Source organism: Pseudomonas sp. EB271-G4-1, from assembly GCF_058791355.1.
Genome location: NZ_JBYTEO010000083.1, coordinates 1 through 26097, shown reverse-complemented (window position 1 = coordinate 26097; position 26097 = coordinate 1). Strand labels below are relative to the sequence as shown.

Here is a 26097-nt window from a genome sequence, read left to right as displayed (position 1 = left end):
CTTTTTGGCGTTTGAAAAAGGGAGTCGCTGTAAAAGCGAAACCATAGGTGGCCGTTACCGCAGCAATGGATATGTACTCCGACAACCAATTTCACACAGGGCTTCCTGTGACGCCCCGCATCACTGCTGCGCACGGCTCAATTAACGCGTCGTCAATGGAACGCAGAGCGTCCCTGGCGGCATTCCCACGCAGAGCGTGGGAACGATCAAATCGAACAGCATTCCCCTGCACACCGTCCCCGCAGGAGCGGTGTACAGGTCACCCACCAGGGCCTACTTGGGTTGCGGCACCACGCGCAAATACGGTTTCAGGGTCTTGAAGCCATCCGGATACTTCTTCCTCGCATCCTCATCGGAAACCGACGTCGGAATGATCACGTCTTCGCCCGGACGCCAGTTCACAGGCGTGGCGACGGTGTGCTTGGCGTTCAGTTGCAGTGAGTCGAGCAGGCGCAGCACTTCGTCGAAATTACGCCCGGCGCTCATCGGGTAGATCAGCATCGCCTTGACCTTCTTGTCCGGGCCGATGATGAACACCGAACGCACCGTGGCGTTGTCCACGGCGGTGCGCTGGCCGCCGCTGGCATTGGGGTGAATCATGTCGTAGAGCTTGGCCACCACCAGGTTGTCGTCACCGATCATCGGATAGTTCACCGCATGGCCCTGGGTTTCCTCGATGTCGCCGACCCAGGCGCGGTGGTCGCTGACCGGGTCGATGCTCAAGCCGACGATCTTGGTGTTGCGTTTGTCGAACTCGGGCTTCAGCCGGGCCATATAGCCAAGCTCGGTGGTGCAGACCGGCGTGAAGTCCTTGGGGTGCGAGAACAGGATGGCCCATTTGTCGCCGATCCATTCGTGGAAGTGGATCGGCCCCTCGGTACTGTCGGCGGTGAAATCCGGTGCCTCATCGCCAATGCGGATAGTCATGTTCGATCTCCTTGGTGTAATGGTCGGGGATGTCTTGCATGCTCAGGTTTTTCGGACCTCAATCAGTGTAGTCAGGAACACGCTTTTCAAAACCTTCCCTGGCGTCAATCCAGCAAAGCGATCAACTGATGACGCTGCGCATCGGTAAGCATCGGGCCGAAACCGGCGCTGGCGTTTTCCGTCATGTAGCGCGGGTTGCCAGTGCCGGGGATGACGCAGGTCACCGCCGAATGCGACAACAGGAACTTGAGTGCCAGGGGCGGCCAACTCTTGATCCCGACTTGCGCGGCCCAACCGGGCAACGGTTTGCCCTGCAACCGCGCGATCAATCCACCGCCGCCGAACGGCCGGTTGCAGATCACCGCGACACCCCGGTCGCGACACAGTGGCAGGAGGCGTTTTTCGACGCCGCGATCATCCAGCGCATAGTTGATCTGCAGGAAGTCCAGCGGCTCAGCCTTGAGCACGGCCTCCACTTCGTCATAGGCCGACGCGGTGTAATGGGTGATGCCGATGTAGCGAATGCGTCCTTCTTCCTTCCACTGGCGCAGGGTCGGCAGGTGGGTTTGCCAGTCCAGCAGGTTGTGGATCTGCATCAGGTCGATGCGGTCGGTCTGCAGCAGCTTGAACGATTGCTCCATCTGCGCAATGCCTTCCTCGCGGCCACGGGTCCACACCTTGGTCGCCAGGAACGCCGGCGACCGTGGCTCGTGAATCGAGAGCAACTCGCCGGTGGTCTGCTCGGCGCGACCGTACATCGGCGAACTGTCGATGACCTTGCCGCCCTTTTCAAACAACGCGTCAAGCACGGCTGGCAAGCTGCGGTACGCTGGATCCGAAGGCGCCACATCGAAGCCGCGATAGGTGCCAAGGCCGACAGCGGGCAATGGCTCTTTGCTGGAAGGAATGACGCGGGTCATCATGGTCTTGCCTCCTGTTCCCGCCGCTGGCGAGGTTTGCGCACCGCTCGGGCCGAACGTGAAGACCGCCGAAGCGGCGGCAGCCAGCGTGAGTATTTGCCTGCGGGTCAAACCTTGCGCATGGCTCATGACGATTCCCTCACCGGTGGCCCGGCTCCTGTGGTCCAGCTTCGGCCAATCGCGCCTGGCGCCTTGCCAGCCACAGGCACAACCCGCCCCACACTCCCGCCACCGGCACGACCGCCAGCGCGACCAGGCCGAAGCCTGCGCCCAGGGCCGTCAAACCGGCCGACAGCCAACCACTGGCAGCGTCGCCGCCACGATAGACCAGGGTTTCGATCACATTCTTGGCCTTGTATTTCTCTTCACGGCTGACCACCGTCCACAGCACCTCACGCGCCGGCCGGACCACGCCGAACTCCACCGCGCGGCGCAGTCCCTGGGCCAGTGCCACGCTGGCTGGCACCGGTGCCAGTGCCATGGCGCAAAACGCCACGACTGTCGCCAGGGGCAGCGCCAGCAACGCGCCACCAATGCCCACCAGGCGAATCAACGGCGCCGTCAGCAACAATTGACAGACCAGGGTCAGCGCCGACACCAGCAAATCGACCACGGCGAAAAATTGCGTCCTGCTGCCTACATCAGCGTAGCTGCCAGCGACGATCCGTCCCTGCTCGAAATACAACAAAGTCGCGGCGCTGGTGTGCAGAAGCATGAAGGCCACCAACCCCAAGAGATAAGGCGAGTGCAGGATCAGCGTGATCCCGGCGAGCATGCTGCCCCCCAGGCGCCGTTCGTCCAATATCCGGTTGGCCTGCTGCGATTGCGTCCTCGCCAGCAGCCCCCGATAGCAATGCACCGCCAGTTCCAGCAGCAGCGCCGCGCCGACGGTCAACGCCAGCGGGCCCAAACGAGTGGCCATGGTCGCCGCCAGCAAGGGCCCGATAAAGGTGCCCAGGGTGCCGCCGGCCGCGATGCAGCCGAACAGCCGTCGCCCCTGCTCGTTGGAGAAACGGTCGACTAGCACACTCCAGAAAATCGAGACGATGAACAGGTTGTAGAGGCTGATCCAGACAAAGAACACCCGCCCGACCGTCACCGGCGCGACGTGGTTGCCGATCAACAGGCCAAACACCAGCATCGACACGGCAATCACCCGGTAAATCAAGGGTACGAAGCGCGTGGCCGGCAACCGCGACGCCAGCGTGCCAAACACCGGCACCATCAGCAGCATCACCACGAAGGTGGCGGTGAACAGCCACTGCAACTTCTCGACACCGCCCTCAAGACCCAAGGCATCGCGCAACGGTCGTACCAGGTAATAACTGGCAAGCACGCAGAAATGGAACGCAAAACCCAAGGCCAGGGCCGCTCTTTCTGCTGGCAACACGTTGAGCCACTTGAGCGCCATGGGCATCGGTGCCCTCCTTTACCGCCAGCTACACTCTGACAGCACCCCGGAGCCGTCAATGTTGCCCACTAACGTTAGCCGAATGTCTCGTACCCTGGTGTTACTCGTCGTCATCGCCGCTGTGCTGTACCTGGCGCTCTGCGCGGCCCTGTTCGCGTTTCAGCGCGCACTGATCTACTACCCGCAGCCCCGCGCCGTCGACTCGCCCGAGACACTGCTGACGTTGCCCGTGGACGAGGCGCAGGTGCTGGTGTCGGTGCGGTCGCATGCCGGGCCCAAGGCGCTTATTTATTTCGGTGGCAATGCCGAGGACGTCTCGCGCAGCCTGCCGGAGTTCGACCGGGCCTTTCCCGAGCATGCCCTGTACCTGCTGCATTACCGTGGATACGGTGGCAGCAGCGGTTCACCGTCCGAAGAAACGATTGCTCGCGATGCCATGAGCTTGTTCGACAAGGTCTACGCCGACCACCCGCAGGTGGCGGTGGTCGGACGCAGCCTGGGCTCGGGGGTCGCGGTGCGCCTGGCCAGTTATCGGCCGGTGGCGAAACTGCTGCTGATCACGCCGTACAACAGCCTGGAGGAATTGGCTGAGCGCCAGTTCCGCTGGCTGCCGGTGCGGTGGCTGCTCAAGGATAAATTCGAATCCTGGCGCTACGCCGAGCACATCACTGTGCCGACGCGCCTGATCGCCGCTGAGCACGACGAGGTGATTCCAGGCGCAAGCACCCGGCGCCTCTACAGCCATTTCCGCCCGGGCGTGGCGACGCTGCAGGTGATTGCAGGCACCGGGCACAACTCGATCGGTAATAGCCCCGAATACCTCAAGGCGCTGAGGGATGGCTTGTAATCGCGTCATCGCTCTTCGCCTGTAGGAGCGAGGCTTGCCCGCGAACCAGACGCCGCGGTGTAGCTGTAAGACCGCTTGTAGGAGCAAGGCTGCCCGCCCTGGCTTTCATGAGAAACATCCTTATTGATCTTAAAGTTGGGTTTTACCGCGATCATCTGGAAAACGCTGCATAGAACAACCATGACGCCCCCATAGCGTTCAGTCAGATGAACCGACCAACTGGCTCTGGATCTTCTGCACCACGCCTTGCATCGCCGGCAGGTAACGTCGGGCCGCTTCCTCGACGGACATCGCTTTGGCAATGTAGACCAGATTCAGACACCCCATCAGCCTCGCCTCAAAGGTGATGGGTATCGCAATGGCCGCAATCTTGCGCTCCTGCCCCCAATGCGAGTTGTTTTCGCCATACCCCTTGGCGACGGTGTGCTGTACCAACCGGTCGACAAAACGGCGATCGGCAGCCAGCGGCGACTGTTCGTCGTCGCGGCTGATCATCAACTCGATCAACTCTTCGCGTTCGGCAGGCGGGCAGAACGCAAAGTAGGCACGCCCGGTGGCGGTCATCAACAATGGCAGGCGCCGGCCGACCATGGAGCGATGGAACGAAAGGCGGCTGAAGCGATGAGTGGTTTCGCGAATGACCATGGCGTCGCCATCCAGCGTACACAGGTCCGTCGGCCAAACCACCTCTTGCAGCAGTTCGCCGAGCAACGGCGCGGCGATCGAAGAAATCCATTGTTCATCGCGAAATCCCTCACTCAATTCGCGCACTTTGAGGGTCAGGCGATAGCTGTCATCCGACTCGCTGCGCCGCACATAACCCTCGGCCTGCAAGGTTTCCAGCAGCCGTCGGACCGTGGTCCGATGCAGCCCGCTGCGCTCGGCCAGTTGTGCGGTGCTGGCCCCGCCGTCGAAGCGATTCAAGCTGTTGATCAGGGCCAGGCCACGCATCAATCCCCGCACGGACTTGTATTCGGTCTCGCTCATTGATCTTTCCTTTTTTGTTGTAAATCAACGATGTGCACCCAGTGCACATTAACAAGGGTTGTCGTTGTCCACCAGTACCGCGATTCACATACTGCGCCCAACAAGAAATCCAAAAGCGCTGTATGGAGATACCCATGAGTCCTGCACCCTCGCCCTCCACGCTGGAACTGAGCACTGACGTCGCCATCGTCGGCGCCGGCCCGGTCGGATTGATGATCGCCAACTACCTGGGCCAATGCGGCGTGAACGTCACCCTGGTGGAAAAGCTCGACCGCCTGATCGATTATCCCCGTGCCATTGGCCTGGATGACGAAAGCCTGCGCACCTTCCAGGCAGTCGGCCTGGCCGAAAACGTTCTGCCGCACACCACCCCCTGGCACGCCATGCGCTTCCTCACGCCAAAGGGTCGCTGCTTTGCCGACATCCAGCCCCGGACCGACGAGTTCGGTTGGTCGCGGCGCAACGCGTTCATTCAGCCCCTGGCCGACCGGGTGCTGTACGAAGGCTTGCAGCGCTTTAAAAACGTCAAGGTGCTGTTCAGCCGCGAACTGCAAAGCTTTGCGCAAAACGACAGCGCCGTGGTGCTCGACCTCAAGGACCAGAACGGTCGCGATGAACGCCTGCATGCCCGTTACCTGATCGGCTGCGACGGCGGCAACAGCGTGGTGCGACGCAGCCTGGACATCAGCTTCGAAGGCAAGACCGCGCCCAACCAGTGGATCGTCGTCGACATCGCCAACGACCCGCTGGCCACGCCACACGTTTACCTGTGCTGCGACCCGGTGCGGCCCTATGTGTCAGCCGCCCTGCCCCACGGTGTGCGTCGTTTCGAATTCATGGTCATGCCCGGCGAAACCGAAGCCGAGTTGAGCAAGCCCGAGAACATGCGCAAGTTGCTCGCCAAAGTACTGCCCGACCCCGACCGCATCGAGCTGATTCGCAGCCGCGTCTATACCCACAACGCGCGCCTGGCCGGTCGATTCCGCCAGGGCCGGGTGCTGTTGGCCGGCGACGCCGCGCACATCATGCCGGTGTGGCAGGGCCAGGGTTACAACAGCGGCATGCGCGACGCCTCGAACCTGGCGTGGAAGCTGTCGCTGGTGATCAAGGGCCTGGCCGCCGACAGCCTGCTCGACAGCTACGAACAGGAGCGCCGCGACCACGCCAAGGCCATGATCGACCTGTCCGTGCTCGCCGGCCATGTCCTGGCGCCGCCCAAGCGCTGGCAAGGCACCCTGCGCGATGGCGTGTCCTGGCTGCTCAATTACGTGCCACCGGTCAAGCGCTACTTCCTGGAGATGCGCTTCAAGCCAATGCCGCAATACATCCGTGGCGCCTTGATCGCCCCCAACGACAAGTCCTCTGCCGTGGGCAAGATGTTCATCCAGCCGCGAGTGCTGACTGAAGCAGGCGATACCCTGTTGCTCGATGAAGTGATCGGTAGCAACTTCGCGATCATTGCCTGGGGTTGCGATCCGATCTGGGGCATGAGCCGCGCGCAAGTCGAGCAATGGAGCGCCTTGGGCACGCGGTTTATCCAGGTGTTGCCAGACGTCCAGCTAAAGGCCGCCAGTGATGTGAGCCCGGGCGTGATCCGCGTCGGCGACAGCACCGGTCGTCTCAAGGAATGGTTCGCCAGTGGGTCGGCGTCCATCGCCCTGGTACGCCCGGACCGGTTCCTCGCCGGGCTGGCCATTCCGCAAACCGTTGGCCAGGCCTGCGATCAATTGACCCTGGCGCTCAAGGCACTGCCGCAAACGCCCGCGACGACCGTCGCCAGCCAGGTGGCTTGAGATGAGCGCTTATCTGCACTGCCTGTCGCACACCCCGCTGGTGGGCCACGTCGACCCGACGCCGCAGGTGCTGGCCGAAGTCGACGCGATGACCGCCGAGGCCCGCGAGCGCATCGCCCGCTTTGCCCCGCAACTGATCGTGCTGTTCGGGCCGGACCACTACAACGGCTTTTTCTACGATGTGATGCCGGCGTTCTGCATCGGCATGGCGGCCGATGCCATTGGCGATTTCGACACGGCCGCCGGTCCCCTGGACGTGCCCAAGGCGCTCGCCGAAGCCTGCGCCCAATCGGTCCTGGATGCTGGCGTCGACATCGCCGTGTCCTACCGCATGCAGGTCGACCACGCATTCGCCCAGCCCCTGGAGCTGTTGCTCGGCGGCTTGCAGGGCTGCCCGGTGATTCCGGTGTTCATCAATTGCGTCGCCGTGCCCCTGCCCGGTTTCAAGCGCGCCCGGCTGCTCGGGGAAGCCATCGGCCAGTGGGCGAAGTCGCTGGACAAGCGCGTGTTGTTCCTCGCCTCCGGTGGCTTGTCCCACCAGCCACCGGTGCCGGAACTGGCCAAGGTCGATGCGCGCATGGCCGATCGCCTGATGGGCAGCGGTCGTCAGTTGCCAGTCGATGAACGCCAGGCGCGGCAGAACCGGGTCATTCAAGCCGCCCGGGACTTCGTCCAGGACCCACACAGCCTGCACCCGCTCAACCCGACATGGGATCAGGAATTTCTCGACACCCTCGAGCAGGGTCGAGTCAGTGACCTAGATGCCCTGGGCAATGACCAGTTGTCGGCCCTGGCCGGCAAGTCCACCCATGAAGTGAAGACCTGGGTCGCCGCCTTTGCCGCGCTGTCCGCGTTTGGCCCGTATCGCACCGAAGGTCGCTACTACCGCCCGATTCCCGAATGGATTGCAGGCTTTGCCGCCCTTGGCGCCCAGCCGCTGAACAACAACTACTGAATCCAAGGAACTGTCATGACTGCCACTGCGTTCACCGAAACCTCCACCAGTCGCTTTGCCCGTATCAAGGAAGGCGACCTGGATCTGCAACTGCATTACAACGACGTCGGCCAGGGTGCTGAAACCGTGGTCATGCTCCATGGCTCAGGCCCCGGAGCCAGCGGTTGGGCCAACTTCCACCGCAACATCGACCCCTTGGTGAACGCCGGCTACCGCGTGATCCTCATGGACTGCCCAGGCTGGAGCAAGAGCGATCCGATCGTCTGCGACGGCTCGCGCTCGGACCTCAACGCCTGTGCGCTCAAAGGCCTGCTCGACGTACTCGACCTGGACCGCGTGCACATCCTCGGCAACTCCATGGGCGGCCATAGTGCCGTGGCATTCGCCCTCGCCAACCCTGAGCGCATCGGCAAACTGGTGCTGATGGGCGGTGGTACCGGCGGCCCGAGCGCCTTCGTTCCACAGCCGACAGAAGGCATCAAGTTGATCGGCGCGCTGTACCGCGACCCGACTATCGAAAACCTGAAGAAGATGATGAACGTGTTCGTCTTCGACGCCAGCAGCATCTCCGACGATTTGTTCCAGACTCGTCTCGACAACCTCCTCGCCCGGCGCGATCACCTGGAGAATTTCGTCAAGAGCAGCACCCTCAATCCCAAGCAGTTCCCGGACTTCAGCCACCGCCTGCATGAAATCAAGGCGCAAACCCTGCTGGTCTGGGGTCGTGAAGATCGCTTCGTGCCCATGGACACCGGCCTGCGCCTGCTGGCCGGCCTGCCCGACGCGCAATTGCATGTGTTCAACCGCTGCGGCCACTGGGCCCAGTGGGAACACGCCGAGACGTTCAACCGCCTGGTCCTGGACTTCCTGACCCACTGATGAACGAGGTCGACATGAACCCAATTCAAGACACCCTGGAACAGCTCGCCGCCGACCTGCGCCAGGCTGAAACCCGCCACGAAGCCATTGCGCCACTGCGCGAGCAGATTGGTGAAGACAATGCCGAGGCGGCCTACACCATCCAGCGCCTCAATGTTGCCCACGGTGTGGCCAGCGGCCGGCGTGTGGTCGGGCGCAAGATCGGCCTGACCAATCCCAAGGTCCAGGCGCAACTGGGCGTCGATCAGCCGGACTTCGGCACCCTGTTCGCCGACATGTGCTATGGCGATAACCAAACCGTACCTGTTGCCCGCGTACTGCAACCGAAGATTGAAGCCGAAATCGCCCTGATCCTGCAGCACGACCTACCCCGTGCCGACACCACGTTTGCCGACCTCATGGCCGCCGTCGGCGGCGTGGTGCCTGCACTGGAAATCGTCGGCAGCCGGGTCCAGGGCTGGAACATCCGCTTCGTCGATACCGTGGCCGACAATGCCTCCAGCGGCTGCTTCGTGCTCGGCGGCCCGGTCCGTCGCCTCGATGGTCTGGACTTGCGCGAGGCCAGCATGCGCATGACCCGCAACGGCGAAGAAGTCTCCAGCGGCAGCGGCGCCGAATGCCTCGGTCATCCCCTCAACGCCGCCGTGTGGCTGGCTCGCACCATGGCAAGCCTGGGCGATCCGCTACGGGCCGGCGACATCATTCTGACCGGCGCACTCGGGCCGATGGTCGCGGTCGCTGCCGGCGACCGTTTTGAAGCCGAGATCGAGGGTATCGGTCGTGTCTCGGTCGACTTTGCATAAGGGGCAACAACCATGAAAAAACTCAAAGTCGCCATCGTCGGCTCCGGCAACATCGGCACCGACCTGATGATCAAGATCCTGCGCAATGCCCAACACCTGGAAATGGCGGTGATGGTCGGCATCGACCCGGCCTCCGACGGCCTGGCCCGGGCCCAGCGCATGGGCGTGGCCGTCACCCACGAAGGCGTCGAAGGCCTGACCCGCATGGACGTGTTCAAGGACATCGACTTCGTCTTCGACGCCACGTCCGCTGGTGCCCATGTGAAGAACGACGCGTTCCTGCGTTCGATCAAACCCGGCATCCGCCTGATCGACCTAACGCCGGCGGCCATCGGCCCGTACTGCGTGCCGGTGGTCAACCTGGAGCAGAACCTCAGTCAGCTCAACGTCAACATGGTCACCTGCGGAGGCCAGGCGACGATCCCCATGGTCGCGGCGGTGTCGCGGGTGGCCAAGGTGCACTACGCAGAAATCGTCGCCTCGATCGCCAGCAAGTCCGCCGGCCCCGGCACCCGCGCCAACATCGACGAATTTACCGAAACCACCTCCAAGGCGATCGAAGTGATCGGTGGTGCGAGCAAGGGCAAGGCGATCATCGTGATGAACCCGGCCGAACCGCCGCTGATGATGCGCGACACGGTGTTCGTGTTGTCCGAGGCGGCGGACCCGGCGCTGGTCGAGGCCTCGATCGTCGAGATGGCCGCCGCCGTGCAGGCCTATGTGCCAGGTTATCGCCTGAAGCAAAAAGTGCAGTTCGACGTGATCCCGCAAGACGCGCCGCTGCACATCCCCGGCCTGGGCCAATTCTCCGGCCTGAAGACCTCGGTGTTCCTCGAAGTCGAAGGCGCCGCCCATTACCTGCCAGCCTACGCCGGCAACCTCGACATCATGACCTCCGCAGCCTTGGCCACCGCCGAGCGCATGGCGCAGTCGATGCTCAACGCCTGAGGAGCCTTTCATGAACGGCAAGAAACTCTACATCTCCGACGTGACCCTGCGCGATGGCAGCCACGCGGTGCGTCACCAGTATTCGCTGCAGAATGTGCAGGACATCGCCCGCGCACTGGACAAGGCCCGCGTCGACTCGATCGAAGTCGCTCACGGCGACGGCCTGCAAGGCTCGAGCTTCAACTATGGCTTTGCCGCGCACACCGACCTGGAGTGGATCGAAGCCGCCGCCGATGTCATCAGCCACGCCAAGATCACCACCTTGCTGTTGCCCGGGATCGGCACCGTGCATGACCTCAAGGCCGCCTACAACGCCGGGGCCCGGGTGGTGCGCATCGCCACCCATTGCACCGAGGCCGACGTGTCGAAACAGCACATCGAATACGCCCGCGAGCTGGGCATGGACACCGTCGGTTTCCTGATGATGAGCCACATGATCCCGGCCGAGCAGTTGGCCGTCCAGGCCAAGCTGATGGAAAGCTACGGCGCGACCTGCGTGTACATGGCCGACTCCGGCGGTGCGATGAACATGCAGGATGTGCGCGAGCGATTCCGCGCGTTCAAGGCGGTGCTCAAGCCGGAAACCGAGACTGGCATGCACGCCCATCACAACCTGTCGCTGGGCGTGGCCAACTCGATCACCGCGGTCGAGGAAGGTTGCGACCGCATCGACGCCAGCCTCGCGGGCATGGGTGCCGGTGCCGGCAACGCGCCGCTGGAAGTATTCATCGCCGCCGCCGAGCGCCTGGGCTGGAACCACGGCACCGACCTGTACACGCTGATGGACGCCGCCGACGACATCGTCCGCCCGCTGCAGGACCGTGCGGTGCGGGTCGACCGCGAGACCCTGGCGTTGGGTTACGCGGGCGTCTATTCGAGCTTCCTGCGCCACGCCGAAATCGCCGCTGCCAAATATGGCCTGAAGACCCTCGACATCCTCGTCGAGCTGGGCAAGCGGCGCATGGTCGGCGGCCAGGAAGACATGATCGTCGACGTCGCGCTGGACCTGCTCAAGCGCTGACGTCACACAACCCTGTAGGAGCGAGCAGGCTCGCTCCTACAAGGTCGACCCTCTGTTTGCCATAACAACAATAAAACGGGTACATCCCCATGACATCGCTGAACGTGACAACCCCGCTCTACCTGGCGCGGACCATCGGTCTGTGCTTCCTCGTCGCCTTGATGGAAGGCCTCGACCTGCAAGCCTCGGGAATCGCCGCCCAAGGCATGGCGGCAGCCTTCCAACTGGACAAACTGCACATGGGCTGGGTCTTCAGCGCCGGGATCTTCGGTCTGCTGCCCGGTGCCTTCTTCGGCGGCCTGCTGGCCGATCGCATCGGCCGCAAACGCGTGCTGATGGCCTCGGTGGCCCTGTTCGGGCTGTTCTCGTTGCTCACGGCCATGGCCTGGGACTTCAACAGTTTGCTGATCGCCCGATGCCTGACGGGCGTGGGCCTGGGTGCCGCCCTGCCCAACCTGATCGCCTTGAGCAGCGAAGTGGCGGGGCCACGCCTGCGCGGCACTGCCGTGAGCCTGATGTACTGTGGCGTACCGCTGGGTGCGGCAATGGCGGCCAGCATCGGTATCGCCGACCTGGCCGGCGGCTGGCAGGTGGTGTTCTACGTCGGTGGCGTGGTGCCCCTATTGATCGTGCCGCTGCTTGGACTTTACCTGCCGGAGTCGGCGCAGTTTCTTGGGCGAGCACAGGACACCGCTCCACGCGGAGTAGTCCGCGGCCTGTTCCGGGAAGGCGCGGCGCTGCCGACCGCGATGATCTGGGTCAGCTATTTCTTTACGCTCATGGTGGTCTACATCCTGATCAACTGGCTGCCCAGCCTGTTGATTGGCCAAGGCTTCAGTGGTGCCCAGGCGAGCTGGGTGATGCTGGCGCTGCAGTTCGGCGCGGCAGCCGGCACCCTGTCGCTCGGCTGGGTGATGGACCGGCTGCCGGCCTGGGCGCTGTCCGCGTTGATCTATGTCGGCCTGCTCGCCTCACTGACTGCACTGGGCATGGCCAGCCAATTGCAAAGCATGTTGCTGGCCGGTTTCGTCGCCGGCTTTTTCGCCACTGGCGGGCAATGCGTGCTGTATGCCCTGGCACCGCATTTCTATCGTCCATCGGTACGCGCCACTGGCGTCGGCAGCGCCGTTGCCATCGGCCGTTTGGGTGCCATGAGCGGCCCCTTGGTGGCCGGCAAAATGCTCGCACTGGGTACCGGCACCGCCGGCGTGATGATGGCTTCGGCGCCGGGGATCGTCATCGCGGCATTGGCGATGTTTTACCTGTCGGTACGACGCAACGGCGCTCAAGCCGACTGATACCGCTCAACGCAATTCCCCGCGTCGCGACGGCGCGGGCACTCCAACAACAATAAAAGTGAACCCTGCCATGCTCAGTAACTCTCGAAGGGCGCTCAGCGCTTGCGCCTGCGTTTTGTCCGTTGGCCAGGCTTGCGCCGCGGGTTTTGTCGACGACAGCCACGCCGATCTGGTTGTGCGCAACTATTACTTCGACCGCAATTACGTGAACGCCACGCCCCAGGCGGCCGCTCGCGAATGGGCACAAGGTTTCATCCTCAACCTGCGTTCGGGCTACACCCAAGGGCCAGTCGGGTTCGGCCTTGACGCCCAGGGACTTTTGGGCGTGCGCCTGGACTCTGCACCGGACCGCACCGGTACCGGCTTGCTGCCCTTCGACCCCACCACCCGTACACCTGCCAGCGAGTACTCGGAGCTGGGCCTGACCGCCAAGGCCAGGGCTTCCAATAGCGAGTTGCAACTGGGCACCATCAGCACCTTCCTGCCGATCGCCTTCGCCAGCCCTACCCGGCTGCTGCCGCAGACATTCCGTGGCGCCTATCTCAAGTCCCGGGAAATAGACGACCTGACCGTGCACGCCGGCTGGCTGGATCGCATCAACCTGCGCGATTCCACCGACTACCAGAAGATGTCGGTAGCCTCACCCAACGGGCGCTTCAATGGCGCTGCCGAATCAGACCGCTTCACCTTCCTTGGCGGCGACTACGCCTGGTCGCCGCAACTGACCCTCAAGTACTACCATGCCGAACTCGCTGGCCTGTACCGCAAGGATTTCTATGGTCTGGTCGATAATCGCCCGATGGGGCCCGGCAGCCTGAAAACCGACGTGCGCCTGTTCGTCACCGGTGAAGATGGCGCCGCCAAGGCCGGCCCGGTGGACAACCGCAACGCTGCCTTGATGCTGACGTACAGCCTGGGGGCGCATAAATTCGGCGCTGGCTACATGCAACTGACCGGCAAGACCGCCATGCCCTACCTGTTCGGCACCGAGCCGTTGGTCATCACCGAAGGCACCTTGAGCTCGGAGTTCCTCAACCCCAAGGAGCGCAGTTGGCAGGTGCGCTACGACTACAACTTCGTGGGCATGGGCCTGCCGGGCCTCAATGGTGTGTTGCGCTACGTGCGCGGCGACAACATCGAGTTGCCCAAGTTGGGCGGCTCGGACCTGACGGAAAGTGAAAAGGATATCGAACTGTCCTATGTGTTGCAGGGCACCCCGCTCAAGGGCCTGGCCGTGCGCGTGCGCAACGCCTGGTATCGCAACGACTTTGCCGCGCAGGCCAGCCACCGCGATGACAATGAACTGCGGGTGAACATCGACTACACGTGGAAGCTGTTTTAGGCGTTGGCTTGCTCCCACATTTAATCCCCGATGAACTCAAAAACCCGGCACGAAGCAGATCCTCTGTGGGAGCGGGCTTGCTCCGGGCGGCGCTCCGATGAAGAGGGCGGCACATTCAGCCTTGCTGTCGCCTGACACACCGCTTTCGCGAGCAAGCCCGCTCCCACAGGATTTATGTCATTCACAAATTAAGCGATCGGTACAAAAACCTGACGGAAAAGCATGACCGCTGATCCGGAGTTTCGGCGATATCCAATAAAAACATATTTATATGCTTTAATTGATATTGTCGATCCATCCCATTCAGAGGCTGCCGTCATGAATATCAAGACACTTGCATTGATCCTCCTGGTTTTCTGCGCGCCACCGGCCTGGAGCCAGACCGCGCCCGCTCCCGCGCCTGCTCCAACCGCCGATAGCGCCGCGCTGACAACGCGCCTGGCCTTGCGCGACCTTTGGGTGGAGCACATCTTCTGGATCAGGAACTACGCGCTCGCCAACCAGGCCGCCGACCGCCAGCAGGCAAAAGTGGCGGCGGACCAGGTGGTCGACAACGCGACTAAAATCGCCAACAGCATCGCGCCGCTCTATGGCCAACCGGCCGCCGACCAACTGCTCAAGTTGCTTGCCGGTCACTGGGGCGCGGTGAAACACTACAGCGATGCCACGGTGGCCAAGGACAGCAAAGGCAAACAGGCCGCCGTTGCCGAGTTGACCAGCAATGCCAAGGCGATAGCGGCGTTCCTGGCCAGGGCCAACCCGAATCTGCCGGAAGCGACGCTGGTCAATCTGCTGTCGGCCCATGGCGGCCATCACGTCGCCCAGATCGATGAATTCGCCGCACACGATTACGCCGGCGAAGCACGTACCTGGTCGATGATGCGCACGCATATATTGGCGCTGGCGGACGCACTGACCGCGGCGCTGGTCAAGCAATTCCCCGACAAGTTCTGACACGGCGCGAGGGTACACCATGCTGCAAGGACTGGGTCGAACCCAGCAGGACCTGCTCAACGCGCTGCTGCATCAAGCCGGCGGCATGAGCATCGATGAGTTGGCCGAGCACCTGGCCGTCACGCGTACGGCGATTCGCCAACACCTGGCGGCGCTGGAGCGGGATGGCCTGGTGTTGCGCGGCGAAACCCGGCCGACGGGGCGTCGTCCTGAGCAGCTGTATCAACTCACCGACCACGCCAGGGAACAGTTCCCGCGCCAGTATCAACTGCTCGCCAGCGCGCTGATCGATGAAGTGGCCGACATCATAGGCCCCGAGGCGCTGGCGACGCTGATGCGCAACCTGGGCCGCAAACTGGCCCTGGACCGCGAACAGCAGGTGGTCGATGAAACGAAGATCGTGCAGCACATGAATCAGGCGGGCTATGAAGCCGAGGTGTTTTTCCGCTCATCCGGCGATCAGGAAATCGTCGCCCACAACTGCGTGTTCCACCGTCTCGCCGCCGCGCACCCGGTCGTTTGTGAACTGGACCTGGCGTTGATCGGGGCGCTGGGCGGCGCTGAAGTCGAGCACACCGAATGCATGGTGCGCGGCGGTAATGTCTGTCGTTTCAAACTACGGCCGACGGAACCACCGACCCATCACTGACCTGCCCGGGCATCTGCATCTGCGCCCGCAGGAACCCCCTCAACTCGGCCGCCGCCGGCGACAGGCTATGGCCCTTGCGGCACAGGATGCCGATCTGGCGCTCCACCCGGGGCTCGGCCAATGGCAGAAACACCAGCTGTTCATTGCCCTTGGGAAACGCCAGGGACGGCAGCGTGGTGATGCCGATGCCTTCTTCGAGCATCGCGATCAGCGAAATCATGTTGGAGACGAACAGCAGGCTGTTGTCGAGCAAGCTTTCCGCCTCGGTTCCCGCCAGCAGGCGCGAGGTGCCATTGCGCACCAACGGGTACGCTTGCAGGCTGGACCAATGCAGCGCCGCGCCGTTGGCCACCAACGGATGATCATGCCGACAAACCACCCCTACCTGGTCGCTCAGGATCGGCACGAACTCGATGTTGTCATCCGCCACCCACACGCTGCTGATGGCAAAGTCCACCTGCCCCTGGACCAACAACTGCTGCACGCTGTCGGCGGTGCCGTCCTGGATGCTGATCTGCATTTTCGGGTGCTCGCTCACAAACCTCGCGAGCAGGTGCGGCAACAGGCGGCTGGCGACCGACGGCACCGTGGCAATGCTCACCTGGCCTATTTCGTGCCGCGCCAGCAGGCTCACTTCCCGGGCGATGCGATCGTGATGGGCGAGCAAATCCTGGAACAGCGGCAGACAGTGCGCGCCGAATGGCGTCAGCTCGGTTTTACCGCCCTTCTCGAACAGTGGCTGGCCGAGCTTCTGTTCGAGCTCGCGCACGGCCAACGACAACGCCGGTTGCGTGCGATACGCCTGCCGCGCCGCGCCGTGGAAGCTTTTGAGCTGGGCGACGAGCACGAAATAACGCAGTTGAGTGATCTTCAGCTCGGGTGGCACGGTTAGTTTTCCTTATCATTTCATATTTATTATTAATTTTTATTTGCAGAGTAATACTCTCAAGATGGGACCAACGCAATCGGAGGTTCCCATGGCACTGCAACCCTGCAAAAACTACATTGGCGGCAACTGGTGTGAAGGCCAGGGCCTTGTCGCCAACCACAGCCCTTCGGATGTCGAAGACCTGATCGGGCATTACCACCAGGCAAGCGCCGAACAGACCCAGGACGCCATCGCGGCTGCCCGTGACGCCCAGCCGCAATGGGCCGCCACCGGCCTGGAACAACGCCAGCAAATCCTGATGGCCATCGGCGACGAGCTGATGTCGCGCAAGCTAGAGCTCGGCGAACTGCTCTCGCGCGAAGAGGGCAAGCCGCTGGCCGAGGGCATCGGTGAGGTCCATCGCAGCGCGCAATTCTTCCACTACTACGCCGCCGAAGTGTTGCGCCAGATGGGCGAGACGGCAGCCTCGGTACGCCCCGGGATCGAGATCGACGTCCAGCGCGAACCGGTAGGCGTGGTCGGCATCATCACCCCGTGGAATTTCCCGATGGCCACCGCCGCGTGGAAGATCGCCCCGGCCCTGGCCTTCGGTAACGCCGTGGTGTTCAAGCCGGCCAACCTGGTGCCTGCCAGCGCCTGGGCCCTGACCGAGATCATCAGCCGCCAGCCCTTGCCCGCAGGCACTTTTAACCTGGTGATGGGCAGCGGCAGCGTGGTCGGTGAAAGCCTGATCCAGTCGGCCGATATCGATGCGCTGACGTTCACCGGTTCCCTGCAGACCGGTCGCCGCGTCGCGGTTGCGACCGCCGGCAACCTGGTGCGCTACCAACTGGAGATGGGCAGCAAGAACGCCCTGGTGGTGCTCGACGATGCCGACCTGGACATCGCCGTCGAATGCGCCTTGAACGGTGCCTTTTTCGGCACCGGGCAAAAGTGCACCGCCTCCTCGCGCCTGATCGTTTGCGATGGCATCCATGACCGGTTCGTCGAGGCGCTGGTCGCGCGCATGCGCCAGCTGAAAGTCGGCCATGCCCTTGAACAAGGAACACAGATTGGCCCCGTTGCCGAAGCTCGCCAACTGCAACAGAACCTTGATTACCTGCAGCTGGCCAAGGCAGACGGCGCGACCCTGGTCGAAGGCGGCGAATTGCTCGCCCTGGAACCAGCCGGGCACTACATGCGCCCCGCGCTGTTCACCCACACCACCAACCAGATGCGCATCAACCGTGAAGAAGTGTTCGGACCGATTGCCTGCGTGATCCGGGTGAGCGACTACGAGCAAGCCCTGGCCGTGTTGAACGACACCGAGTACGGCCTGACCGCCGGGATCATCACCCAATCGCTGCGTTATGCCAGTGACTTCAAGCGCCGCGCCCGCACCGGTTGCGTGATGGTCAACCTGCCCACCGCCGGCACCGATTACCACGTGCCGTTCGGTGGCCGCAAAAACTCGAGCTTCGGTCCGCGCGAGCAAGGGCAATACGCCCGCGAATTCTACACCGTGGTCAAGACCACCTACGTGCGACCTTGAACGGGAGATCACCATGCACGATTTATTGATGATCGATGGCCTGCAATATTCCAACTGGAGCGAAGACATCTTCCGCCAGATGCAGGAAGGTGGCCTGAGCGCAGTACACGCCACCATCGCCTACCACGAGAACGCCCGGGAGACCCTGTCGCGCATCGGCGAGTGGAACCGCCGTTTCGAAACCTGGCCGCAGCTGATTCGCCCGGTGCGGGAGGCCTCGGACATCCGCCTGGCCCACCAGGAAGGCCGCGTCGGGATTTTCTTCGGGTTCCAGAACTGCTCGCCCATCGAAGACGACATCAGCCTGGTCGAAGTCTTCCGCCAGCTCGGCGTGTTGATCATGCAGCTGACCTATAACAACCAGAGCCTGCTGGCCAGCGGCTGTTATGAGAACGAAGACAACGGCATCAGCCGCTTTGGTCGCCAGGTCATCGCCGAGATGAACCGCGTCGGCATGCTCATTGATATGTCCCACAGCGCCGAGCGCAGCACCCTTGAAGCCATTGAGCTGTCGAGCCGGCCGGTGATCGTCTCCCACGCCAACCCGTCGAGCTTCCACGCCGCCAAACGCAACAAGTCCGACGCCGTGCTGCGCGCGATTGCCGAGTCTGGCGGCCTGCTCGGCTTCAGCACTTACCCGTTCCACCTCAAGGGAGCCTCGGGCTGCAGCCTGGAATCGTTCTGCGACATGGTCGCCAGCACGGCCGAACTGATGGGCGTGGAGCATATCGGCATCGGCACCGACCTGTGCCAGCAGCAACCTTTGCAAGTGCTCGAATGGATGCGCAACGGGCGCTGGAGCAAAGACAAGGACTACGGCGAAGGCTCCAAGGACAACGCCCACTGGCCATCACCGCTGCAATGGTTCCGCGACAGCCGGGATTTCCCGGTCATCGCCCAGGGCCTGCGCGACCGTGGGTTCGCCGAGGACGAGGTACGCAACATCATGGGACTCAACTGGTTGCGCCTGCTGGAAAGCGCGACACCTGCAAAAAACTGACCCTTGATCCACTGACCCTGGTTTCACACCGTGAGGACAGCACAGCATGAAAAATAATAACAATAGCCTCCCGTTCATCCCCCAAAGCGGCGGTGCACAGCCCCAGGCGCGTATTTTGGAGGCATCATGAAAACATCCGACACCCTGCAGGGCGACGTCCAGCCACTGGACCTTGCGCCGCCGAAAACAAACATCGACTGGCCACTGTTCCTGATCAGTGGCGGCTTCCTCGGCGCCTTCCTGATCGCAGCCCTGGTCGACATCGACGGTGTGTCGCTACTGGTGAACACGTTGTTCGCCTGGTCAACGAAGTTCTTTGGCTTGTACTGGCAGATCCTGATGCTGGCGACCTTCGCCATGAGCCTGTTCATCTGCTTCAGCAAGTGCGGGCGCGTACGGCTCGGTGGCGTCGACCGACGTCCCGATACCAGTACTTTCAACTGGATCGCCGTGATCATGTGCGCCCTGCTCGCCGGTGGGGGTGCCTTCTGGGCGGCGGCGGAACCGATGATGCACTTCGCCAGTCCGCCACCGCTGTTCGCGGGCATGCAACCGCATACCGAAGCGGCAGGCCACACCGCGCTCGCGCAATCGTTCGTGCACTGGGGCTTCCTCGCTTGGGCGGTTTTGGGCAGCTTGCTGGCCATTGTGCTGATGCACTTGCACTACGACAAAGGCTTGCCACTGGCACCGCGAACCTTGCTCTATCCACTGTTCGGTGAACGTGCACTCAAGGGGCCGATTGGTACCCTGGCCGACGCCACGTCGATTATCGCCGTGGTCGCCGGCACCATCGGCCCGATCGGTTTCCTCGGCCTGCAGATCAGCAGCGCGTTGCACTCGGTGTGGGGCATTCCCAACGACCTGATGGTGCAGTCCATCACCATCGTGCTGGTCACGGTGATGTACACCATCTCCTGCCTGGTCGGGCTCGAGGGAATCCGCTTCGTCAGCGGGATCAACGTCTGGCTGATGATTGGCCTGGCGGTGTTCATGGTACTGCTGGGGCCCACTGCGTTCATCCTAGGCGGTTTCCCCACGGCGTTCGCCTTGCACATTGAACAGTTCATCCCGATGACCCTGTTCCGTGCCGACCCGAAATGGCTCGACTGGTGGACGGTGTTCTACTGGGGCTGGTTCATCGGTTACGCGCCGATGGTGGCGCTCTACGTGGCGAAGATCTCCCGGGGCCGGACCATCCGCGAAGTGATCATGACCCTGTCGATCATCGCCCCGCTGGTGACCATGTTCTGGTTCACCATTGTCGGTGGCGCCGGCATCGGCATGGAATTGCAGAACCCGGGCATCGTCACCGCCCACGGCGCGCAACCGGAAGACCTGCTGCTGGGCGTGACCCAGAACCTCCCCTTGGGCGGGCTGATCTCGGCGCTGTTCCTGTTCCTGAGCTTCATCTCGGTAGCCACCAATGGCGATGCCATGGCCTTCACCGTGGCGATGGCGATGTCCGCGAATGACAAGCCCAAGGCATGGCTGCGCGCCTTCTGGGCGATCGGCATGGGCCTGGCCGCCGTGGTGCTGATCACCATCGGCTCGGGTGGGGTCACGGCGCTGCAATCCTTTATCGTCATCACTGCCGTACCGGTTTCGCTGCTGATCCTGCCCTCGCTCTGGGATGCACTGCGCATCGCCCGGCAGATGGCTCGTGAACAGGCAGTCTGATAATGAACAGTCCAGGAATCGCAATGATGTCGCACACCGACACAGACACCTCTTCGGCCTTGCGCCCCGCCGCCCGGGTCATGGACCTGGAACGGCTGGGCAGTCACTTCCAGAGCCGCCTGAGTTTCGTGCGCAGCAGCATGCGCAAGATGATGAACGAGCAATGGCGTATCGAGCGCACTCGCTTCGATCTTGACGCCGAGGGCTTCGGCACGGCGATCTATCGGATCGACACCGCCAGTGCCCACTATCACTGCGTGATTTTCTCGATGTACCTGCCGCCGGAAAAACGCAGTGACCGGGTCATTGCCGATCAGTGGGACGTCAGCTTCGTGCTGTTGGCCGGCGATGTCGACGAGCCGCAACTGGCCGACTTGCGGCGCAACGTGCCGTTGCAGGAAGCCGGGCGTTTCGATGCGCGGGTGCTGGTGCTGTCACGGGCCAACCGCAGCCTGCGCAACTTCGAGCGCTTCCTCGGGGCGCTGGCGGAAGGTTGCCAGCCAGACCCACGGCAATTGGCCGAGGTCGGCTACCTGTATCGCACCACCGCCGTGTACGGCAACGGCAAGTTCGGCATCGCCGACTTCAGTTGCCTGCAAGACAATGCCGACTTCACCCAACCGTTCAGCGCGCAGATGTTCACCGTGTACCTGCTGCGGCATTTCAGCATCGAGCAGATCGAGCACATGGCCCGGGCGCGCAATCCGCAACGGGCGGTCGGGCTGGACATCGAGCTGCAACGCTACCTGGGGGTTGGCAACTCCACGGGGCTGGGCATGGCGCCCTTCCTGATCAATCACCCACAACTGGTCAATCAGTGGGTGTGTGCCCGTGAAACCGCACTGGCGAAGGTGGTGGCTCAACCGGCCGACGTGCCCCGCGCGCAGCGTTTCCAGGCACTGCTGCAGCGGGCTCGGCAACACCTGCAACAAACCAGTACCGAGGATCAACGGCAAAGCGCGATCGATCGGCAGACCCTGGCCGATCTCGACCGCTTGAGCGAGTGGTTCGCCTGTCAGCCCGTCAGCGCCGAACTGTGGTCACGGCTGCAAGACTGGGTTGAGCTGAACACCGGCTTTGGCTGCCAGGAACTGCTGGTCAGCCTGCTGCTGGAGCTGTACCCCGAACAGGTCGATCCGCTGGCCGAGCAGATGTCGGTCAACGAGGGCTTTCGCCTGAACGCCGAGATGCCGCTGGACGCGCTGTGCAACCTGATCGAGACCCACTACCGCTGGGCGCTCGACTACGACCTTGAAGGGGCCGAGGCCAACCACTTCTTCTGGTATCGCTCGGCGGAAAAGGAAGAGCCACGCCTGGGCGAACGGGCCATGGAGCCTGGCGCGGAAAAGGAAATGCAGTTGGGCATCGCCCACAACCTCCAGCGTTGCCACCGTGCCTTGCTGGCCTACCGCGAACGCCATCCGCAGCAATTGACCGCGCATTTCCTGCTCGCCCAGCCGTCGTTCAAAGGCACCGTATGCCGGCTGCAGGGCATGGCCCGTTGCGCCTTCGGGGAAATCCGCGCCAACCTGATGGAACGCAACATGCTGCCGATCCACTTGCTGCGTTGCAAACTGGCGTTCTTCGGCGCTGGCAAGTTCGACCCCAAGTCCAGCCGCTGGGTGCGCATCACCTTGTTCCAGGGTGCGCCACTGGTCAGTGAGATTGGCCAGCCTTTCGCCGATGACTGGAATTTCGCCGTGATGCCGACACTGCCCACCGCTGCCGGAGAACACTGATATGCGCGTCTCGCTCAATGAAATCCAGGTGATCTGCCGCAAGGCCTTCGAGGGTATCGGCTTCGCCCCCGGTGACTGCGAAGACGCCGCCGAGATGATCGCGCGCCTGCAACTGCAAGGCCTCGATGGCATCGGCGCGTTGAAAAAGGCCTTGGCCTTTCTCCACGACGAAGTCGATCGCCCGATCGAAACCTGCTACGAAGATGCCGCGCAGTTGACCCTCGATGCCCACGGCCAAAGTGTCTTGCGCTGCGCCGCCCAGGCGGTGGAGCTGGGTGTCGGCAAGGCGTTGCGCGGCGGCAGTGCGTTGATCCGCATTCGCCATTGCCATAACCGCATCCTGCTGCTCGGCTACCTGGCGCGCTGTGCCCCGGAGGCGCTGAATTTTTGCGTGTACTGGCGTGATGCACGCCAGGAAATGGTTGCCACGTTCAGCGCCGGGCAAACCCGCCCGACCCTGCGGGTGTATGACCTGCCCCAACTGGCGCAGAGCGACGAACAAAGCATCAATGTGCTGATCTCCAGGCACTTCGCGCTGCTGCCGCGACTCAGTGCCGAGGATGCCCTGCCTGCCACCTACCCGCAGCCCGCAGAGGGGCTGGTCGTCGACGATGACGTCTGGACCCAACTGAAAAAACTGGGCGAACGGGTGCTGGTGGAAAGCACCGAGGAGTCGCGTCGGCGCGGTGCTGGCGAAAGCAGCGATGCCCGATAAAACCTTGCAATGTTCCAGGAATCAATCAATGAAACACGCGATCAAGACTGACCTTTTCGCCTCGCGCGCGCCACTGGAATGGGCGGTGGTCGGCAACGGCACGCTGTACACCGCACAGATCCCCATCGACCGCGAAGGCCAGGTCGTCAGCGGCGGCATCGAAGCGCAAACCCGGCAGAGCCTGGACAATCTGCGCCATACCCTGCAAGCCGCCGGCAGCGACCTGGACGCGGTTACCCAGGTGCTGATCTACGTCACCGACCGTAGCTACCTGGCGACGGTGAACGCGATCTATGGCGAGTATTTCCAGGCGCCCTACCCCAACCGGGCAGCCATTGTCGTGGCCGGGTTGGCTCGGGAGGAGATGTTGGTGGAACTGGTGGTGTACGCCTGTCTCTGACGGCCCACCAATTGCTGCCGCAACGGCCACTTAGGGTTTGATGAAAACCCTGTGGGAGCGAGCCTGCTCGCGATGGTCGTCAACGAAAACGCTGGCTGCCTGACACCCCGCGGTGCTTGCTCCTCCATCGCGAGCAGGCTCGCTCCCACAGAGTCGCCCCATACCCTTCGTCGGGTGCACGATCCGGCAAGCAAAACGCCTCCCCGCCGCCTTGAACCTTGTCCCAAGACGCCAGTCTTAGACGGGCATTTTTTCCTCCTACCCATCGTTGTCATCTCATCAGAGCTGTCCGCACCATGCGCCCAACCGCCCTCGCCTTGCGCTTCACTTCGCTGTGCCTGTTGACCTCGCTGCCCCTGATTTCCACCCCCGCCCACGCCGGTGCGGAGCGACAATTGGTGGACGCCATCAACGATTACCGAGCCCATCCGGAAGATTGCGCAAGGCGTCCCGCCCAACGCTTGTCGCCGCTGGCCCTGAAGTCGAGCCTGGCCTTGCCGGTCGGCTACGGCGGTGGCTTGCGCGACCGCTTGAAAGCTTCCGGGTACCAGGCCGTGGCGGTGCGCTCCATTCGCGTGGTGGGTGCCCAAGATGCCGAGGAGGCCTTTGAGATGCTGCAGAGTGATCATTGCGCCGCCTTGCTGGATAACCAGTATGCCGACATAGGCGTCAGTCGCAGTCGCGGTGAATGGCAAGTGGTGCTGGCGCGGCCTGTGCTGGACAGTCGGATGAGCGATCCGCGCAGCGTCGGCAAAACCTTGCTCGCCCAGGTCAATGCCGCCCGGGCCAAACCGCGCCTGTGCGGTCGCCAGCGCTTTGCCGCCGCGCGGCCCTTGGCCTGGAATGCCAGCCTCGGCGCGGCGGCGCAAGGGCACAGCAAAGCCATGGCCTACGGCAATTACTTCGCCCACCGCGACCCCGATGGCGACATGCCCGCCGACCGCGCGCGCGCCGCAGGTTTCCGTGGCCGACAGATTGGTGAAAACATCGCCGCCGGCCAAGGTTCACCGAACAAGGCCATGGCCGGCTGGCTGGCCAGCCCCGGGCATTGTGCCAACCTGATGAACCCGATATTCACGCAAGTGGGTGCCGCCTATGCGACGGACGCACGCAGTGATCAAGGCGTTTACTGGACGATGCTGTTCGGCGCGCAATGACCGCTGCACCGGGCATCATCGCGATGCCCGGTACTTCGGCAAGCGGTTACTTCACCAGCCGGGTTTCCCGAGACGGCCGGTAACCGAAATAGGCGCTGTAGCACTTGCTGAAGTGGCTCGGTGATACGAAACCGCAGGCCACCGAGACTTCAACGATGGTCAACGTGGTGTGCTGCAGCAATCGACGTGCCTCGGTGATACGCAGATCCATGTAGTAGCGCTGGGGTGTCGTGCCCAGTTGCTCCTTGAACAGACGCTCGATCTGCCGGCGAGATCGACCGGCATAAAGACAGAGCGCCTCCATCTCCAGCGGCTCTTCCAGATTGGCGTCCATCAGATTGACCACCTCCCTCAGCGGGCCACTGACGGACACATTCAAGGTGGGTTTGATGCGCCGGTAACGGGACGCTTCAAACGCCAGGATATCTTCGATACCGTCAGTCAACGCCTTGTCATGCAAACCCCTGATCCACTCCAGCGCCATGTAGAAAGTCCCCGTTGGACTGGACGCCGTCAGGCGGTCGCGATCCACCACGTAGGCTTCGCTGGTGACCTGGCTGAGCCTGGCGATTTCCGCCAGCGCCGGACGATGCTCCGGGTGTATGGCGCAGCGATAGCCGTCGAGCAATCCGGCTTGCCCGAGAAACCAGGCGCCGTTCCAGATGCCAGCCAGCGCAACCCCCTGTTCGGCGGCGTCGCGCAATAAGCCGGTCAAACTGTCGTCGGCCTTGAGGGCCGTGCGGTAGCCGCCACAGACAACCAACAGGTCCAGCGCTTGTATTTCGATCGGGTCCAGGCGCGCATCGGGTCGAATCACCAACCCCAGGTCGCTGACGACTTCCCCTTCGGACAACCCGAAGGTTTTCGTCGAAAACAGCTCGGGTCGCAGCAGGTTGGCGGTGACGATGGTGTCGAGCGCCTGGGTGAACGCCGGCAAGGAAAAATGTTCCAGCAACAGGAAGCCGGCCCGGGCCCGCACGGACTGGCCTTCATGGTCTTTGAGGTAGCGAAGGTTTTTACCCTTCATGGCACCGCTGAACTGACGTCGCTCTACCAACGTTCGCCTCGCCTTTCGTGTTGATCAAGATGAGATTGACCGAATTGCGTCGCTCGCGGCGGCGCAATGCGAGCTCTGTTTACGCCAGTTGCACCCCATGAGCAAGTACAGTGGGTTGTGATCGTTCCCACGCTCTGCGTCACTAGTGTCCGGTAAACATGTTTCATAGCTGAAGGCTGCCTTGGGCAGCCTTCA

The 26097-nt window shown here is 62.8% G+C and carries 24 protein-coding genes; 18 read left to right on the top strand and 6 right to left on the bottom strand.

Annotated elements, in window-relative coordinates; genetic code table 11:
• Positions 1-273: 273 nt before the first annotated feature.
• The 3 genes from AC3WWR_RS27660 to AC3WWR_RS27650 all read right to left on the bottom strand — a co-directional run bounded on the left by AC3WWR_RS27660 (position 274) and on the right by AC3WWR_RS27650 (position 3264).
• Positions 274-927 (bottom strand): peroxiredoxin, encoded by a 654-nt coding sequence (locus tag AC3WWR_RS27660; RefSeq protein WP_020796455.1) that lies wholly within the window; start codon positions 925-927, stop codon positions 274-276.
• 104 nt (positions 928-1031) lie between these two features.
• A complete protein-coding gene (locus AC3WWR_RS27655; protein WP_489328073.1) occupies positions 1032-1976 on the bottom strand; it encodes an aldo/keto reductase in 945 nt (314 codons plus the stop codon).
• 10 nt (positions 1977-1986) lie between these two features.
• Entirely contained in the window at positions 1987-3264 is a 1278-nt protein-coding gene (locus AC3WWR_RS27650) for an NTP/NDP exchange transporter (RefSeq protein ID WP_033043839.1), read from the bottom strand.
• Between the two features lie 52 nt (positions 3265-3316).
• On the opposite strand from AC3WWR_RS27650, the gene AC3WWR_RS27645 reads away from it, so the two are divergent.
• Positions 3317-4105, top strand: coding sequence for an alpha/beta hydrolase (locus AC3WWR_RS27645; RefSeq protein ID WP_020796452.1), 789 nt, complete (start codon positions 3317-3319; stop codon positions 4103-4105).
• Positions 4106-4303: 198 nt separating this feature from the next.
• On the opposite strand, the gene AC3WWR_RS27640 is transcribed toward AC3WWR_RS27645, so the two are convergent.
• The gene (locus AC3WWR_RS27640; protein ID WP_020796451.1) at positions 4304-5092 is read right to left on the bottom strand and encodes a DNA-binding transcriptional regulator; all 789 of its coding nucleotides are present in this window, start codon (positions 5090-5092) and stop codon (positions 4304-4306) included.
• A gap of 134 nt (positions 5093-5226) precedes the next feature.
• On the opposite strand from AC3WWR_RS27640, the gene AC3WWR_RS27635 reads away from it, so the two are divergent.
• The 10 genes from AC3WWR_RS27635 (at position 5227) to AC3WWR_RS27590 (ending at position 15734) form a co-directional block, all read left to right on the top strand.
• Entirely contained in the window at positions 5227-6885 is a 1659-nt protein-coding gene (locus AC3WWR_RS27635; protein ID WP_492599225.1) for a bifunctional 3-(3-hydroxy-phenyl)propionate/3-hydroxycinnamic acid hydroxylase, read from the top strand.
• Between the two features lies 1 nt (position 6886).
• Positions 6887-7840 (top strand): 3-carboxyethylcatechol 2,3-dioxygenase, encoded by a 954-nt coding sequence (mhpB, locus tag AC3WWR_RS27630; protein ID WP_020796449.1) that lies wholly within the window; start codon positions 6887-6889, stop codon positions 7838-7840.
• A gap of 15 nt (positions 7841-7855) precedes the next feature.
• Entirely contained in the window at positions 7856-8719 is an 864-nt protein-coding gene (locus AC3WWR_RS27625; protein WP_492599224.1) for an alpha/beta fold hydrolase, read from the top strand.
• Between the two features lie 14 nt (positions 8720-8733).
• Positions 8734-9522: a 2-keto-4-pentenoate hydratase gene (gene mhpD, locus AC3WWR_RS27620; RefSeq protein ID WP_492599223.1), complete on the top strand. Its 789-nt coding sequence runs from the start codon at positions 8734-8736 to the stop codon at positions 9520-9522.
• A gap of 12 nt (positions 9523-9534) precedes the next feature.
• On the top strand, positions 9535-10470 hold the full coding sequence (locus AC3WWR_RS27615; RefSeq protein WP_020796446.1) for an acetaldehyde dehydrogenase (acetylating): 936 nt from the start codon (positions 9535-9537) through the stop codon (positions 10468-10470).
• 10 nt (positions 10471-10480) lie between these two features.
• The gene (gene dmpG, locus AC3WWR_RS27610) at positions 10481-11491 is read left to right on the top strand and encodes a 4-hydroxy-2-oxovalerate aldolase (protein ID WP_020796445.1); all 1011 of its coding nucleotides are present in this window, start codon (positions 10481-10483) and stop codon (positions 11489-11491) included.
• An 89-nt stretch (positions 11492-11580) separates the two neighbouring features.
• On the top strand, positions 11581-12789 hold the full coding sequence (gene mhpT / locus AC3WWR_RS27605; protein WP_020796444.1) for a 3-(3-hydroxy-phenyl)propionate transporter MhpT: 1209 nt from the start codon (positions 11581-11583) through the stop codon (positions 12787-12789).
• A gap of 70 nt (positions 12790-12859) precedes the next feature.
• The gene (locus AC3WWR_RS27600) at positions 12860-14131 is read left to right on the top strand and encodes an OprD family porin (protein ID WP_033042048.1); all 1272 of its coding nucleotides are present in this window, start codon (positions 12860-12862) and stop codon (positions 14129-14131) included.
• Positions 14132-14449: 318 nt separating this feature from the next.
• On the top strand, positions 14450-15085 hold the full coding sequence (locus AC3WWR_RS27595; RefSeq protein ID WP_454866086.1) for a hypothetical protein: 636 nt from the start codon (positions 14450-14452) through the stop codon (positions 15083-15085).
• Positions 15086-15104: 19 nt separating this feature from the next.
• A complete protein-coding gene (locus tag AC3WWR_RS27590; RefSeq protein WP_033042045.1) occupies positions 15105-15734 on the top strand; it encodes a helix-turn-helix transcriptional regulator in 630 nt (209 codons plus the stop codon).
• On the opposite strand, the gene AC3WWR_RS27585 is transcribed toward AC3WWR_RS27590, so the two are convergent.
• Positions 15697-16620 carry a LysR family transcriptional regulator gene (locus tag AC3WWR_RS27585; protein WP_151142620.1) on the bottom strand — a complete coding sequence of 308 codons (924 nt, stop codon included), beginning with the start codon at positions 16618-16620 and terminating at the stop codon, positions 15697-15699. The genes AC3WWR_RS27590 and AC3WWR_RS27585 overlap by 38 nt on opposite strands.
• A 91-nt stretch (positions 16621-16711) precedes the next feature.
• Between AC3WWR_RS27585 and AC3WWR_RS27580 the strand changes: the two genes are divergently transcribed.
• From AC3WWR_RS27580 to AC3WWR_RS27550, 7 genes are all read left to right on the top strand, one after another.
• Positions 16712-18154: an aldehyde dehydrogenase family protein gene (locus AC3WWR_RS27580; RefSeq protein WP_492599222.1), complete on the top strand. Its 1443-nt coding sequence runs from the start codon at positions 16712-16714 to the stop codon at positions 18152-18154.
• Between the two features lie 13 nt (positions 18155-18167).
• Positions 18168-19154: a dipeptidase gene (locus AC3WWR_RS27575; RefSeq protein ID WP_020796438.1), complete on the top strand. Its 987-nt coding sequence runs from the start codon at positions 18168-18170 to the stop codon at positions 19152-19154.
• A gap of 126 nt (positions 19155-19280) precedes the next feature.
• On the top strand, positions 19281-20834 hold the full coding sequence (locus tag AC3WWR_RS27570; protein ID WP_020796437.1) for a BCCT family transporter: 1554 nt from the start codon (positions 19281-19283) through the stop codon (positions 20832-20834).
• A 23-nt stretch (positions 20835-20857) separates the two neighbouring features.
• Positions 20858-22573 (top strand): hypothetical protein, encoded by a 1716-nt coding sequence (locus tag AC3WWR_RS27565; protein WP_033042037.1) that lies wholly within the window; start codon positions 20858-20860, stop codon positions 22571-22573.
• A 1-nt stretch (position 22574) separates the two neighbouring features.
• Positions 22575-23288: a DUF3726 domain-containing protein gene (locus AC3WWR_RS27560; protein WP_033042035.1), complete on the top strand. Its 714-nt coding sequence runs from the start codon at positions 22575-22577 to the stop codon at positions 23286-23288.
• Positions 23289-23316: 28 nt separating this feature from the next.
• Entirely contained in the window at positions 23317-23688 is a 372-nt protein-coding gene (locus tag AC3WWR_RS27555) for a RidA family protein (RefSeq protein WP_020796434.1), read from the top strand.
• A 296-nt stretch (positions 23689-23984) separates the two neighbouring features.
• A complete protein-coding gene (locus AC3WWR_RS27550; RefSeq protein ID WP_020796433.1) occupies positions 23985-24845 on the top strand; it encodes a CAP domain-containing protein in 861 nt (286 codons plus the stop codon).
• Between the two features lie 46 nt (positions 24846-24891).
• Here AC3WWR_RS27550 and AC3WWR_RS27545 read toward each other — a convergent pair whose 3' ends face one another.
• Positions 24892-25902, bottom strand: a complete 1011-nt coding sequence (locus tag AC3WWR_RS27545; RefSeq protein WP_033042034.1) for a GlxA family transcriptional regulator — start codon at positions 25900-25902, stop codon at positions 24892-24894.
• Between the last annotated feature and the right edge of the window lie 195 nt (positions 25903-26097).

Excerpts from the sequence above, each read along its gene's own strand:
- AC3WWR_RS27650 (WP_033043839.1), bottom strand. The coding sequence starts at position 3,264 with ATGCCCATGGCGCTCAAGTGGCTCAACGTGTTGCCAGCAGAAAGAGCG.
- AC3WWR_RS27595 (WP_454866086.1), top strand. The coding sequence starts at position 14,450 with ATGAATATCAAGACACTTGCATTGATCCTCCTGGTTTTCTGCGCGCCA.
- AC3WWR_RS27645 (WP_020796452.1), top strand. The coding sequence starts at position 3,317 with ATGTTGCCCACTAACGTTAGCCGAATGTCTCGTACCCTGGTGTTACTC.
- AC3WWR_RS27600 (WP_033042048.1), top strand. The coding sequence starts at position 12,860 with ATGCTCAGTAACTCTCGAAGGGCGCTCAGCGCTTGCGCCTGCGTTTTG.
- AC3WWR_RS27560 (WP_033042035.1), top strand. The coding sequence starts at position 22,575 with ATGCGCGTCTCGCTCAATGAAATCCAGGTGATCTGCCGCAAGGCCTTC.
- AC3WWR_RS27655 (WP_489328073.1), bottom strand. The coding sequence starts at position 1,976 with ATGAGCCATGCGCAAGGTTTGACCCGCAGGCAAATACTCACGCTGGCT.
- dmpG (WP_020796445.1), top strand. The coding sequence starts at position 10,481 with ATGAACGGCAAGAAACTCTACATCTCCGACGTGACCCTGCGCGATGGC.
- AC3WWR_RS27550 (WP_020796433.1), top strand. The coding sequence starts at position 23,985 with ATGCGCCCAACCGCCCTCGCCTTGCGCTTCACTTCGCTGTGCCTGTTG.
- mhpT (WP_020796444.1), top strand. The coding sequence starts at position 11,581 with ATGACATCGCTGAACGTGACAACCCCGCTCTACCTGGCGCGGACCATC.
- AC3WWR_RS27575 (WP_020796438.1), top strand. The coding sequence starts at position 18,168 with ATGCACGATTTATTGATGATCGATGGCCTGCAATATTCCAACTGGAGC.
- AC3WWR_RS27570 (WP_020796437.1), top strand. The coding sequence starts at position 19,281 with ATGAAAACATCCGACACCCTGCAGGGCGACGTCCAGCCACTGGACCTT.
- AC3WWR_RS27640 (WP_020796451.1), bottom strand. The coding sequence starts at position 5,092 with ATGAGCGAGACCGAATACAAGTCCGTGCGGGGATTGATGCGTGGCCTG.
- mhpB (WP_020796449.1), top strand. The coding sequence starts at position 6,887 with ATGAGCGCTTATCTGCACTGCCTGTCGCACACCCCGCTGGTGGGCCAC.
- AC3WWR_RS27555 (WP_020796434.1), top strand. The coding sequence starts at position 23,317 with ATGAAACACGCGATCAAGACTGACCTTTTCGCCTCGCGCGCGCCACTG.
- AC3WWR_RS27660 (WP_020796455.1), bottom strand. The coding sequence starts at position 927 with ATGACTATCCGCATTGGCGATGAGGCACCGGATTTCACCGCCGACAGT.
- AC3WWR_RS27625 (WP_492599224.1), top strand. The coding sequence starts at position 7,856 with ATGACTGCCACTGCGTTCACCGAAACCTCCACCAGTCGCTTTGCCCGT.
- AC3WWR_RS27615 (WP_020796446.1), top strand. The coding sequence starts at position 9,535 with ATGAAAAAACTCAAAGTCGCCATCGTCGGCTCCGGCAACATCGGCACC.
- AC3WWR_RS27590 (WP_033042045.1), top strand. The coding sequence starts at position 15,105 with ATGCTGCAAGGACTGGGTCGAACCCAGCAGGACCTGCTCAACGCGCTG.
- AC3WWR_RS27635 (WP_492599225.1), top strand. The coding sequence starts at position 5,227 with ATGAGTCCTGCACCCTCGCCCTCCACGCTGGAACTGAGCACTGACGTC.
- AC3WWR_RS27580 (WP_492599222.1), top strand. The coding sequence starts at position 16,712 with ATGGCACTGCAACCCTGCAAAAACTACATTGGCGGCAACTGGTGTGAA.
- mhpD (WP_492599223.1), top strand. The coding sequence starts at position 8,734 with ATGAACCCAATTCAAGACACCCTGGAACAGCTCGCCGCCGACCTGCGC.
- AC3WWR_RS27565 (WP_033042037.1), top strand. The coding sequence starts at position 20,858 with ATGATGTCGCACACCGACACAGACACCTCTTCGGCCTTGCGCCCCGCC.